7 protein-coding genes are annotated in these 13,120 nt (G+C 70.3%); 4 read left to right on the forward strand and 3 right to left on the reverse strand.

The features are described 5' to 3' along the window. Complete coding sequence (gene secA / locus ACWC5C_RS25065) at positions 1 to 2,844, forward strand: preprotein translocase subunit SecA (protein ID WP_450878733.1); 2,844 nt, start codon at positions 1 to 3, stop codon at positions 2,842 to 2,844. Between the two features lie 40 nt (positions 2,845 to 2,884). Here secA and ACWC5C_RS25070 read toward each other — a convergent pair whose 3' ends face one another. Beyond that, entirely contained in the window at positions 2,885 to 3,469 is a 585-nt protein-coding gene (locus tag ACWC5C_RS25070) for an Rv3235 family protein (RefSeq protein ID WP_450878734.1), read from the reverse strand. 365 nt (positions 3,470 to 3,834) lie between these two features. On the opposite strand from ACWC5C_RS25070, the gene ACWC5C_RS25075 reads away from it, so the two are divergent. Both ACWC5C_RS25075 and ACWC5C_RS25080 read left to right on the forward strand, forming a co-directional pair. After that, positions 3,835 to 4,341: a DUF6912 family protein gene (locus tag ACWC5C_RS25075; protein WP_450878736.1), complete on the forward strand. Its 507-nt coding sequence runs from the start codon at positions 3,835 to 3,837 to the stop codon at positions 4,339 to 4,341. Positions 4,342 to 4,360: 19 nt separating this feature from the next. Further along, complete coding sequence (locus tag ACWC5C_RS25080; protein WP_385436847.1) at positions 4,361 to 5,029, forward strand: HAD family hydrolase; 669 nt, start codon at positions 4,361 to 4,363, stop codon at positions 5,027 to 5,029. Positions 5,030 to 5,143: 114 nt separating this feature from the next. On the opposite strand, the gene ACWC5C_RS25085 is transcribed toward ACWC5C_RS25080, so the two are convergent. Further along, entirely contained in the window at positions 5,144 to 5,743 is a 600-nt protein-coding gene (locus ACWC5C_RS25085; RefSeq protein ID WP_450878739.1) for a DJ-1/PfpI family protein, read from the reverse strand. A gap of 428 nt (positions 5,744 to 6,171) precedes the next feature. Between ACWC5C_RS25085 and ACWC5C_RS25090 the strand changes: the two genes are divergently transcribed. After that, positions 6,172 to 11,145 carry an NAD-glutamate dehydrogenase gene (locus ACWC5C_RS25090; RefSeq protein ID WP_450878741.1) on the forward strand — a complete coding sequence of 1,658 codons (4,974 nt, stop codon included), beginning with the start codon at positions 6,172 to 6,174 and terminating at the stop codon, positions 11,143 to 11,145. A gap of 70 nt (positions 11,146 to 11,215) precedes the next feature. Here ACWC5C_RS25090 and ACWC5C_RS25095 read toward each other — a convergent pair whose 3' ends face one another. Further along, positions 11,216 to 12,970: a serine/threonine-protein kinase gene (locus tag ACWC5C_RS25095; protein WP_450878743.1), complete on the reverse strand. Its 1,755-nt coding sequence runs from the start codon at positions 12,968 to 12,970 to the stop codon at positions 11,216 to 11,218. Between the last annotated feature and the right edge of the window lie 150 nt (positions 12,971 to 13,120).

Genomic DNA, 13,120 nt, shown 5'->3' on the forward strand with positions numbered 1-13,120 from the left:
GTGTCCGTCTTCAACAAGCTCATGCGTGCAGGCGAAGGAAAGATCCTGCGCAAGCTGCACCGCATCGCGGACCAGGTAAATTCCATCGAAGAGGACTTCCTGTCGCTCTCCGACGCCGAGCTGCGTGCCCTCACCGACGAGTACAAGGAGCGGTACGCCGACGGCGAAAGCCTCGACGACCTGATGCCGGAGGCGTTCGCGACGGTGCGCGAGGCGGCCAAGCGAGTGCTTGGCCAGCGTCACTACGACGTCCAGCTCATGGGCGGCGCCGCGCTGCACCTCGGGTATGTCGCCGAGATGAAGACCGGTGAGGGCAAGACCCTGGTGGGTACCCTGCCCGCCTATCTGAACGCGCTGTCCGACAAGGGCGTCCACCTGATCACGGTGAACGACTATCTGGCCGAGCGTGACTCCGAGTGGATGGGCCGGGTGCACAAGTTCCTCGGCCTCGAGGTCGGCTGCATCCTCGCCAATATGACCCCGGCGCAGCGCCGCGAGCAGTACGCGTGCGACATCACCTACGGCACGAACAACGAGTTCGGCTTCGACTATCTGCGCGACAACATGGCGTGGTCGCAGGACGAGCTGGTGCAGCGCGGCCACAACTTCGCGATCGTCGACGAGGTCGACTCGATCCTGGTGGACGAGGCCCGTACGCCGCTGATCATCTCCGGCCCGGCCGACCAGGCCACCAAGTGGTACGGCGACTTCGCCAAGCTCGTCCTCCGGCTGACCCGGGGCGAGGCGGCCAACCTCCAGCGGGGCCAGGAGGAGACCGGCGACTACGAGGTCGACGAGAAGAAGCGCACCGTCGGCATCCACGAGTCCGGTGTGACCAAGGTCGAGGACTGGCTGGGCATCGACAATCTGTACGAGTCCGTCAACACTCCGCTGGTCGGCTATCTGAACAACGCCATCAAGGCCAAGGAGCTGTTCAAGAAGGACAAGGACTACGTCGTCATCGACGGCGAAGTCATGATCGTCGACGAGCACACCGGCCGTATCCTCGCCGGTCGCCGCTACAACGAGGGCATGCACCAGGCGATCGAGGCGAAGGAAGCGGTGGAGATCAAGGACGAGAACCAGACTCTCGCCACGATCACCCTGCAGAACTTTTTCCGCCTCTACGACAAGCTCTCCGGCATGACCGGTACGGCGATGACCGAGGCCGCCGAGTTCCACCAGATCTACAAGCTGGGCGTCGTCCCGATCCCGACCCACCGGCCCCTCGCCCGCGTCGACCAGTCCGACCTGATCTACCGCACCGAGGTCGCCAAGTTCGACGCGGTCGTCGATGACATCGTCGAGAAGCACGAGAAGGGCCAGCCGGTCCTGGTCGGCACGACCTCCGTGGAGAAGTCCGAGTATCTGTCGCAGCAGCTCGCCAAGCGCGGTGTGCCGCACGAGGTGCTGAACGCGAAGCAGCACGACCGGGAGGCGACGATCGTCGCCCAGGCGGGCCGCAGGGGTGCCGTCACGGTCGCGACGAACATGGCCGGCCGTGGTACGGACATCAAGCTCGGCGGCAACCCCGACGACCTCGCCGAGGCCGAGCTGCGCCAGCGCGGTCTCGACCCGATGGAGCACTCCGAGGAGTGGGCGGCCGCGCTGCCCGCCGCCCTGGAGAAGGCCGAGGCCGCGGTCAAGGCCGAGTTCGAGGAGGTCAAGGATCTCGGCGGGCTGTATGTGCTGGGCACCGAGCGCCATGAGTCGCGCCGTATCGACAACCAGCTGCGCGGTCGTTCCGGCCGTCAGGGCGACCCCGGCGAGTCCCGCTTCTACCTCTCGCTCGGCGACGACCTGATGCGGCTGTTCAAGGCGCAGATGGTCGAGCGTGTGATGGCGATGGCCAACGTTCCCGACGACGTACCGATCGAGAACAAGATGGTCACCCGCGCCATCGCCTCCGCCCAGTCGCAGGTCGAGCAGCAGAACTTCGAGACCCGTAAGAACGTCCTGAAGTACGACGAGGTCCTCAACCGGCAGCGTGAGGTCATCTACGGCGAGCGCCGCCGTGTCCTGGAGGGCGAGGATCTGCAGGAGCAGGTCGTCCACTTCATGAACGACACGATCGACGCGTACATCCAGGCGGAGACCGTCGAGGGCTTCGCGGAGGAGTGGGACCTGGACCGGCTGTGGGGCGCGTTCAAGCAGCTCTACCCGGTCAAGGTGACCGTCGACGAGCTGGAGGAGGAGACCGGCGACCGCGCCGGGATCACCGCCGAGTTCATCGGTGACGCCATCAAGGACGACATCCACCAGCAGTACGAGACCCGTGAGGAGCAGCTCGGCTCCGAGATCATGCGCGAGCTGGAGCGGCGCGTCGTGCTGTCCGTGCTGGACCGCAAGTGGCGCGAGCACCTGTACGAGATGGACTACCTCCAGGAGGGCATCGGGCTGCGCGCGATGGCCCAGAAGGACCCGCTGGTCGAGTACCAGCGCGAGGGCTTCGACATGTTCCAGGCCATGATGGAGGGGATCAAGGAGGAGTCGGTCGGCTACCTGTTCAACCTGGAGGTCCAGGTCGAGCAGCAGGTCGAGGAGGTCCCGGTCGAGGACGCGGAGGCGAAGACCTCGCTGGATAAGGACGTGCAGGACGCGGTCCCGGCGGGCGCGGGCGCGTCGTCGACGGGTCGTCCCGAGATCCACGCCAAGGGCCTGGAGGCCCCGCAGCGGCCGGACCGGCTGCACTTCTCGGCCCCGACGGTGGACGGCGAGGGCGGCATCGTGGAAGGCGACTTCACCAACGGTGAGACCCCGCCCGCGCCGCGCTCCGAGTCCGACGGGCTGACCCGCGCGGAGCGGCGCAAGGCGGCCAAGGGCAGCCGCCGCCGTAAGAAGTAGCGCGCGCGGACAGACGCGAGAAGGCCGGGGCACCGTGCGGTTAGCACGGTGCCCCGGCCTTCGCGTGTGACAGCGGGCCGACGTCGACGGCGGCGCAGCGCCAGCGGGCGTCGGCGCCCAGCTCCAGCCGGAACGCGAGCGCGCTGAGCCGGTCGCCGGAGGCGATCAGGGCGTACGCCTCGATCACCCCGTGCCGCGGCCGGTACTCCCCGCAGCGCCGTACGCCGGGCGCGGCGCGTCCGGCGGCGGGGCGCAGCGGCGAGCGGGGCGCGAGGGCGACCAACTGGTCGTAGGCGTCCGGGAGGGCGTGCCCGAGCAGGGTGTGGACGGGCCGCTGGCCGCTGAGGGTGAGCAGCAGCCGGTGCGCGAACCAGTAGCGGGGCAGCCGGTCCCGCTCCCGCTGTACGGCGGCGAGCGCGGCCGTACGCGAGACGGCGGCGGTGCGGCGGGCCGGTGTGGTGCGGGGGCCTGGCCGGACGGCGGTCGCGCCGCCGGGGGCGCTGTCCGGCCGCCGTGCGGGGGCGCCGCCCGGCCGCCGGGAGTCGCGCCGCCCGGGCGGCCCGCCGCGGCGCCGCGCGGCGGTGCCGGTGGTCGACGTCGTCCGGGTGGTGATCTCGTCGTGCATGCGCTCCGCCGTCTCTGCCGGGCCCGGTGCGATACCGGGCAGTAGCTTTTCGTCGGGGAGACTTCTACCGACGCGTTTCCGCCACCCGCAACGCCCCTGGGCCCGGCCGATGGGTTCACCTATCCGAGGGAACCGATCTGGTGGAAGCCCTGGTGACGGGCCCGGGGACACCGGGGGAGCCCCGGGCGGCAGCCCTCCGGAAGTCACCCCGAACGGGGACGGGGATGCCCGCCCTCGCCCCGCCGAAGGGGGCTTACGGCAGGGCCAGCGCCGTGCCCATGCGGGGCCGGGGGAGAACCGCGCCCTCGAAGGGGGCGCCGAACGTATGCTGGCGGGACCTGATGTCTCGTGAAAGCGGCGGCCCCATGCGTGTCTACGTCCCCCTGACCCTCTCCGGTCTCGCCGAGGCGCACAAGGCGGGGGAGTTGGGGCCGGGGCCGCTGACCGCCTATGCCGTGACGCCCGCGCTGCGCGAGTGGTACGTGTCGGACGACATCGAGGAGCTGGAGTACGCCGCGCTCAGCCGGGCCGCGCAGGCGTCCCTGCGGCTGCTCGCCGTGGACCCGCAGGTGCCGCGGCGGCGCGTGGTGGTGGCCCTGGACGTGCCCGACGGGCAGGCGGTCGCCGATCCGGACCGGGGGCTGGACCAGTCCGCGCTGGGGGAGGTGCGGATCGCCGCCGCCGTACGGCTGTCCAAGGCCGCAGCGGTGCACCTGGACGCCGGGGACGCCGAGCGGGACGTCGCCGCGGCGGCCGACGCGCTGGGCGCGGCGGACCTCGGGGACGACGACGCGCAGTTCACGGTGGACGGCGCGGAGGACCACGAGCTGCTGTGGTACGCCACCCAGGAGATCCCGAATCTCATCGAGTGAGCCCGGGTACCGTCGAAGGATGGGGAAGAACCGTGTAACGCACATCGTGTGGGACTGGAACGGCACGCTCTTTCACGACATCGACGCCGTGATCCTGGCGACGAACGCCTCGTTCGGGGAGATCGGCCTGCCGCCGATCACGCTGGAGCGCTACCGGGAGCTGTACTGCGTCCCGGTCCCGCTCTTCTACGAGCGGCTGATGGGGCGGCTGCCCACCGATGAGGAGTGGGAGGTCATGGACGAGGCCTTCCACCGGCACTACTGGGCGCTGGCCGAGAGCGCGGGGCTGGCGCTCGGCGCCCGGGAGCTGCTCACGGAGTGGCAGGAGGCGGGGCTCACCCAGTCGCTGTGCTCGCTCGCGCCGCACGAGAATCTGCTGCCCCTGGTGCGTACGCACGGCATCGAGCGCCACTTCGTCCGCGTGGACGGCCGCACCGGGCAGAGCACCACCGGCAAGGCGGAGCAGATGGTGCGCCATCTCGCCGCGCTGGAGCGGGTGCCGCCGCAGCGGATCGTGGTGATCGGGGACGCGGTCGACGACGCGGTGGCGGCGGAGCATGTGGGGGCGCGGGCGGTGCTCTACACGGGCGGCTCGCACAGCCGGACCAGCCTGCTGGCCGCCGGGGTGCCGGTGGTCGACACCCTGGCGGAGGCCGTACGGGAGGCCGAGGCGCTGGCTGACAGCTGACAGCTGACAGCCAGCGGGTGGCAGATGACAGCTATCAGATGACAACTATCAGATGGCAGAGAGCAGACTTCAGCTGGCAGCTTTCAGGTATCAGCTGACAGATGACGGAATCTGTCAGCTGATCGGTGCCTTCGTCCGCAGCACTGCCAGGAACTCCCGCATCCACACCGGATGGTCCGGCCAGGCCCGCGACGACACCAGCGTGCCGTCCACCACGACCTCCGCGTCCTGGAACGTCGCCCCCGCCGCCTGCATGTCCAGCTCCAGCGCCGGGTAGCAGGTCACCCGGCGCCCGGTCAGCCCGCCGACCGCCGCCGTCAGCAGCGGGCCGTGGCAGATCTGCGCCACCGGCTTGTCGGCGTCGAAGAACGCCTTGCAGATCTTCCGCAGCTCCGGGTCGTTGCGCAGGTATTCCGGGGCCCGGCCGCCCGGGATCACCAAGGCGGCGTACTGCCCCGGGTCGACTTCGGAGAAGGCGAGGTCGGCGGGGAAGCTGTAGCCGGGCTTCTCGGTGTACGTGTCGTAGCCGTCCTCGAAGTCGTGCACCACGAAGCGCAGGGTCTTGCGGGACGGGGCCGCGATGTGGACGTCGTACCCCTCCTCGCGCAGCCGCTGGTACGGGTAGAGCACCTCCAGGGACTCGGCCGCGTCCCCGGTCACCAGCAGGATCTTCGCAGTCGCAGTCGCAGTCACAGCCGTGCCGCTGCCGCTCATGCCGCCCACCTCCACGTTTCCACGCTTACCACCGTCGATGTCACCCTGCATCCGCACGAATGGTTTGCCAAGAGCGCATGACGATCGCGGGCGCCCTCCCCTCTCTGTCCATTCCGTCAAACATCCGGGCCGAGTTTTGTACACGAACGGCTCATGACGTGGCCCTGGGGTGGGGCGATAGCCTTACTGCGTGATCAGCGCGATAGTCCACGGGGGCAAGGAGGCCCTCGCTCCCAGCCCGGGGCGCCTCCGGGCCGGAGCCGCTGCCGCTGGTCGACGCCGCGTGGGGTCTTGGTCACTTACGGCCGAGTACGCCGCGGCCATCTCCCGATCCGGCATACCGTCGTACGTGACCGGATTTCCCGAGTCGCGGCGTCATGCCACCGCCACCTATGTCACGCAACGGCGCGCGACAGGAGCCAGAGGACATGCAGACCAAGCTGGACGAAGCCAAGGCCGAGCTGCTCGCACGGGCCGCCCGGGTCGCTGAGAACAGCCCTGCCGGGGGGCAACCACCGGTACAGGGCCCGGGCCCGGAGACCCTGACCGCATACCTCCAGCACTACTACCTGCACACGCCACCCGAGGATCTCGCGGACCGCGACCCGGTCGACGTCTTCGGCGCGGCGCTCTCCCACTACCGGCTTGCCGAGGCGCGCCCCCAGGGCACGGCGAACGTACGGGTGCACACTCCGACCGTCGAGGAGCACGGCTGGACGTGCAGCCATTCGGTCGTCGAGGTCGTCACCGACGACATGCCGTTCCTGGTCGACTCGGTGACCAACGAGCTGACCCGCCAGGGCCGCGGCATCCATGTGGTGATCCACCCGCAGGTGGTCGTGCGCCGTGACATCACCGGCAAGCTGATCGAGCTGCTGGACGCCTCGTACGACCGCAAGGCCCGTGAGGACCTGCCGCACGACGCCGTCGTCGAGTCCTGGATCCACGTAGAGATCGACCGGGAGACCGACCGCGGCGACCTCAAGCAGATCACCGCCGACCTGCTGCGCGTCCTGTCCGACGTCCGCGAGGCCGTCGAGGACTGGGACAAGATGCGCCAGTCGGCGCTGCGGCTGGCCGAGGTGCTGCCGGAGGAGCCCAAGGCCTCCGAGGTGCGCGACCAGGAGGTCGAGGAGGCCCGGGAGCTGCTGCGCTGGCTCGCGGACGACCACTTCACCTTCATCGGCTACCGCGAGTACGAGCTGACCCAGGCGCCCGCCGAGGCCGGTGGCGAGGAGGACGTGCTGAGCGCGGTGCCCGGCACCGGCCTCGGCATCCTGCGCTCCGACCCGGCCCACCAGGACGCCGACGAGAGCGCCCACACCGGGGCCGCCCCGGGGTCCCCGTCGTTCAACCGGCTGCCCGCCGACGCCCGCGCGAAGGCCCGCGAGCACAAGCTGCTCGTCCTCACCAAGGCCAACAGCCGCGCCACCGTGCACCGGCCGTCCTACCTCGACTACATCGGCGTGAAGAAGTTCGACGCCGAGGGCAATGTGATCGGCGAGCGCCGCTTCCTGGGGCTGTTCTCGTCCGCCGCGTACACCGAGTCGGTGCGCCGGGTCCCGGTCATCCGCCGCAAGGTGGCCGAGGTGCTGGCGGGCGCCGGGTTCGGGGCCAACAGCCACGACGGCCGGGACCTGCTGCAGATCCTGGAGACGTACCCGCGCGACGAGCTGTTCCAGACCCCGGTCGACCAGCTCCGTTCGATCGTCACCAGCGTGCTCTACCTCCAGGAGCGCCGCAGGCTGCGGATGTTCCTGCGGCAGGACGAGTACGGGCGCTACTACTCCGCGCTGGTCTACCTGCCCCGCGACCGCTTCACCACCGATGTGCGGCTGCGGCTGACCGACATCCTGCTGGAGGAGCTGAGCGGCCGCACGCCGGTGGACTTCACCGCCCTCCACACCGAGTCGGTGCTGTCCCGGCTGCACTTCGTGGTGCGCGTCCAGCCCGGTACGGAGCTGCCCGACCTGACCGACGCCGATGTCGAGCGCATCGAGAACCGGCTGGTCGACGCCGCCCGCTCGTGGGCCGACGGCTTCTCCGAGGCCCTGGTCTCCGAGGTCGGCGAGGAGCGCGCCGCCGAGCTGCTGCGCCGCTACCAGCATGCCTTCCCCGAGGGCTACAAGGCCGACCACACGCCGCGCGGCGCCGTCGCCGACCTCCAGCACGTGGAGCGGCTGACCGCCGACGACAGCCCGCAGGACTTCGCGCTCAGCCTGTACGAGCCGGTCGGCGCGGCCCACGCCGAGCGTCGCTTCAAGATCTACCGGGCGGGCGGCCAGGTGTCACTGTCGGCCGTGCTGCCGGTGCTCAACACGCTCGGCGTCGAGGTGGTCGACGAGCGCCCGTACGAGCTGCGCTGTGCGGACAAGACCACGGCCTGGATCTACGACTTCGGGCTGCGGCTGCCGCTGCGCGAGGGCGAGGCCCTCGCCGACGACGCCCGCGAGCGCTTCCAGAACGCGTTCGCCGCCGTGTGGACCGGCCAGGCCGAGAGCGACAACTTCAACCAGCTGGTGCTGGGCGCCGGTCTTGACTGGCGGCAGGCCATGGTGCTGCGCGCGTACGCCAAGTACCTGCGGCAGGCCGGTTCCACCTTCAGCCAGTCGTACATGGAGGACACTCTCCGTAACAACGTGCACACGACCCGGCTGCTGGTCTCCCTCTTCGAGGCCCGGATGTCGCCCGAGCGGCAGCGGGCGGGTCTTGAGCTGACCGACGCCCTGATGGAGGAGCTGGACGCGGCGCTGGACCAGGTGGCCTCGCTCGACGAGGACCGCATCCTGCGCTCGTTCCTCACCCTCATCAAGGCCACCCTGCGCACCAACCACTTCCAGAAGAACGCGCACGGCGCCCCGCACGACTACCTGTCGGTCAAGCTCGACCCGCAGGCCGTGCCCGATCTGCCCGCGCCGCGCCCGGCGTACGAGATCTGGGTGTACTCGCCGCGCGTCGAGGGCGTGCACCTGCGCTTCGGCAAGGTCGCGCGCGGTGGTCTGCGCTGGTCCGACCGGCGTGAGGACTTCCGTACCGAGATCCTGGGCCTGGTCAAGGCGCAGATGGTGAAGAACACGGTCATCGTGCCGGTCGGCGCCAAGGGCGGTTTCGTCGGTAAGCGGCTGCCGGACCCGTCGGTGGACCGGGACGCGTGGATGGCCGAGGGCATCGGCTGCTACAAGACCTTCATCTCCGGTCTGCTCGACATCACCGACAACCTGGTCGGCGGTCAGGTCGAGCCGCCGAAGGACGTCGTACGGCACGACGGGGAGGACACCTACCTGGTCGTCGCCGCCGACAAGGGCACCGCGACGTTCTCCGACATCGCCAACGAGGTCGCCCAGTCGTACGGCTTCTGGCTCGGCGACGCGTTCGCGTCCGGCGGTTCGGCGGGCTACGACCACAAGGGCATGGGCATCACCGCGCGCGGCGCCTGGGAGTCCGTCAAGCGGCACTTCCGCGAGCTGGACCACGACACCCAGAGCCAGGACTTCACGGTCGTCGGCGTCGGTGACATGTCCGGTGACGTGTTCGGCAACGGCATGCTGCTGAGCGAGCACATCCGGCTCGTCGCCGCCTTCGACCACCGGCACATCTTCATCGACCCCAACCCGGACGCGGCCACCTCGTACGCCGAGCGGCGCCGCCTCTTCGAGCTGCCGCGCTCGTCCTGGGAGGACTACGACACCGAGCTGATCTCGGCGGGCGGCGGCATCCACCCCCGGACGGCCAAGGCCATCCCGATCACCCCGCAGGTGCGGGCCGCGCTCGGCATCGAGACCAAGGTCGCCAAGATGACCCCGGCCGACCTGATGAAGGCCATCCTCAAGGCCCCGGTCGACCTGCTGTGGAACGGCGGCATCGGTACGTACGTCAAGGCGTCCACCGAGTCGCACGCCGACGTCGGCGACAAGGCCAACGACGCGATCCGGGTGGACGGCCAGGACCTGCGGGTCAAGGTCGTCGGCGAGGGCGGCAACCTGGGCCTGACCCAGCTCGGCCGCATCGAGTTCGCCGGGGGCGGCGGCGGGATCAACACCGACGCGATCGACAACAGCGCCGGGGTGGACACCTCCGACCACGAGGTGAACATCAAGATCCTGCTCAACGCGCTGGTCACCGAGGGGGACATGACGGTCAAGCAGCGCAACAAGCTGCTGGCCGAGATGACCGACGAGGTCGGCGCGCTGGTTCTGCGCAACAACTACGCGCAGAACGTGGCCCTCGCCATCTCCGCCGCCCAGGCACCCAGCCTGCTCCACGCCCACCAGCGGCTGATGCGCCGCCTGTCGCGCGAGGGGCGGCTGGACCGCGGGCTGGAGTTCCTGCCCGCTGACCGGGTCATCCGCGAACGGCTGTCCGCCGGGCGCGGTCTGACCCAGCCCGAGCTGGCCGTGCTGCTCGCCTACGTCAAGATCACGGTGGCGGACGAGCTGATCGGCACCGGGCTCCCCGACGACCCGTACCTCCAGCGGCTGCTGCACGCCTACTTCCCGCAGGCGCTGCGCCAGAACTTCCCCGAGTACGTCGACGGGCACGCGCTGCGCCGCGAGATCATCACCACGGTGCTGGTCAACGACACGCTCAACACCGCCGGTACGACCTTCCTGCACCGCATGCGGGAGGAGAGCGGGGCCTCCACCGAGGAGGTCGTGCGCGCCCAGACCGCCGCTCGGGCCATCTTCGAGCTGGGGGCGATCTGGGACGAGGTCGAGTCCCTGGACACGGTCGTCAGCGCCGAAGTCCAGACCCGGATGCGGCTGCACTCGCGGCGGCTCGTCGAGCGCGGCACCCGCTGGCTGCTCAACAACCGGCCGCAGCCGCTGGAGCTGGCCGGGACGATCGACTTCTTCTCCGAGCGGGTCGCCGCCGTGCGGGCGCAGCTGCCCAAGCTGCTGCGCGGCAGCGACATCGAGTGGTACCAGGGCATCCACGACGAGCTGACCGCCGCCGGTGTCCCGGACGAGCTGGCGACCCGGGTGGCGGGCTTCTCGTCCGCCTTCCCGACGCTGGACATCGTCGCCATCGCGGACCGCACCGGCAAGGACCCCCTCGCGGTCGCCGAGGTCTACTACGACCTGGCGGACCGGCTGTCGATCAGCCAGCTGATGGACCGCGTCATCGAGCTGCCGCGGGCCGACCGCTGGCAGTCCATGGCCCGCGTCTCCATCCGCGAGGACCTGTACGCGGCCCAGGCCGCCCTCACCTCCGACGTCCTGTCGGTCGGTAACGGCGGTTCCACGCCCGAGCAGCGGTTCAAGGCCTGGGAGCAGAAGAACGCCGCGCTTCTCTCCCGCGCGCGGACCACCCTCGATGAGATCCAGTCGTCGGAGACGTTCGACCTGGCGAACCTCTCGGTGGCGATGCGGACGATGCGGACGCTGCTGCGTACGCACAGCTGATCCACCGCGAAGGGGCGGTCGGCGGCCGATGTGGCCGCTGACCGCCCCTTCGGCGTGTGCGGTGCGTTGGCTACTTGGCGCGCTTCCAGAGTGTCACCGAGGTGCTGTAGCTGGGGATGTCGGAGTCGTCCTCGGGCGGGATGACGGCGGTGATCTTCAGCATCGCGAGATTGCCGCTGGACGTGACCATGCACAGCCGGTCGCCCTTGGCGATGAGCTGTTCATCGATCAGATCATCCGGGTCCAGGGTGTCTTCCAGCGGATCCGTCGTCACCGCTTCCTCGCACTCCTTCGGCGTGGTGCCGGGGCTCTTGGCCATCGCCTCCCCGGCCCTGAACTCGTTGACGAACATGGAGATGTCCTGCACGTCGGAGGCGAGGCCCCCGGCGACGTCCACCTTGGGCTGATCGAGGTCGAAGTCGGTGGTCGGGCCGAAGTGGTCGGGCGCCCGCAGTTGCAGGGTCTTGTTCTGGTAGATCGGGGTGTAGGCGGCCTTGGGCGAGTCGGTGTCCTCGGCGTTCTCGGTGTCCTCGGGGCTCGGGGAGGCCGACCCCTTCGCCGACTGCCGCGGCTGGGCCGTGTGCTTGCCGTCGGCCTTGTTCTGCTCCGCGCCCTTGGTGTCGTCCCCCTGGGTGAACACATACGCCGCCACCGCGACCATGATCAGCGCCAGCGCGCCGCCGCCGACCGCCAGCATCCGGCCCCGGCCCCGGCCCCGTCCTCCGTCGCGGCCGCTGTCGCCCGGCGTCGGCGGGGCCGGGTACCCGGCGGCCTGTGTCGGCGCGGACGCGATGGGGTGGTGCGCGGGCGCCTGCGCGGGCGCCTGCGCGGGGGCGTAGGTGGGGGCGTACGTGGGCGTCTGCGTCGGGGTGTGGGCAGGCATCGGGGGCTGCGCGGGCGTCGGCGGCTGCTGCGCCATCCGCTCCCGCCGCTGGATCTCCTCCGTCAGCGGCGCGGGCAGCCAGCCCGCGAAGTCGCGCAGCTCACGGCCCGCGGCCTGGTGGCACAGGTCGGCCAGCTCCGCGGGCGTGGGCCGCCGCTCGGGCTCCGCGGCCAGGCAGCGCTCCAGCAGCGGCCGCAGTTCGTCCGGGTAGCCGCTCAGGTCCGGCGGCTGCTGGGCGGTGTTGGCGATCTGCGCGGCGATCGAGATCCCCGCGCCGTCCCCGTACGGGTGGCGGCCGGTGGCCACGACCGCCGCGATCAGGCCGAGCGCGAAGATGTCGGTGGCGGCGGTGACCGGCTTGCCGAAGGCGTGCTCCGGCGACATGTACTGCGGTGTGCCGATGAACCCGCCGCTGCGGGTGAGCTGGGTGGCGTCGGCCGCCCGGGCGATGCCGAAGTCGATCACGAACGGGCCGTTCGAGCTGAGCAGGATGTTGCTGGGCTTGAGGTCCCGGTGGATGACGGACGCGGCGTGCACCGCGTGCAGCGCCTGCGCCGTACAGCCGATGAGCTGGAACGCCGCGGGCATCGGCAGCGGGCCGAAGCGGCCGAGCGCGTCGTCGAGCGCGAGCCCGGGGACGTAGGAGGTGGCGAGCCAGGGCAGGTCACCGCTGGTGTCGTGGTCCACGACCGGCACGATGTGGTAGCCCTGCACCCGGCGGGCGGCGGTGACTTCCTGTTCGAAGCGGCGGCGGAAGTCCTGGTTCTGCGCGAACTCACGCCGGATCACCTTGAGCGCGACCGGCTGGTTGCCGCGGGTGCGGGACAGGTACACCGAGCCCATACCGCCCTCGCCGACTCTGGCGAGCAGCTGGTATCCGGCGACTTCCCGTGGATCGTCCGGCCCCAGTGGGCTCAGCACGGCGTGGTCGGCACTGGTCATGGTTCCCCCGAAGATCTCGTGACTCGAAGATCGTACAGATGCCGTGTTCATGACCTCGCGGCGATTCCCCGGTTTCACCCGGTCGGCCGTCCACCCAAGGGCTTATCGGGCATATCGGGACGTACGACCCTACGGTGGTGAGTCAGTGAG

The sequence above is a fragment of the Streptomyces sp. NPDC001700 genome (genome assembly GCF_053596435.1).

Bases quoted from the DNA above. Each gene is read 5' to 3' on its own strand.
- ACWC5C_RS25070 (WP_450878734.1), bottom strand. From the start codon at position 3,469: ATGCACGACGAGATCACCACCCGGACGACGTCGACCACCGGCACCGCC.
- ACWC5C_RS25075 (WP_450878736.1), top strand. From the start codon at position 3,835: ATGCGTGTCTACGTCCCCCTGACCCTCTCCGGTCTCGCCGAGGCGCAC.
- ACWC5C_RS25080 (WP_385436847.1), top strand. From the start codon at position 4,361: ATGGGGAAGAACCGTGTAACGCACATCGTGTGGGACTGGAACGGCACG.
- ACWC5C_RS25085 (WP_450878739.1), bottom strand. From the start codon at position 5,743: ATGAGCGGCAGCGGCACGGCTGTGACTGCGACTGCGACTGCGAAGATC.
- ACWC5C_RS25090 (WP_450878741.1), top strand. From the start codon at position 6,172: ATGCAGACCAAGCTGGACGAAGCCAAGGCCGAGCTGCTCGCACGGGCC.
- ACWC5C_RS25095 (WP_450878743.1), bottom strand. From the start codon at position 12,970: ATGACCAGTGCCGACCACGCCGTGCTGAGCCCACTGGGGCCGGACGAT.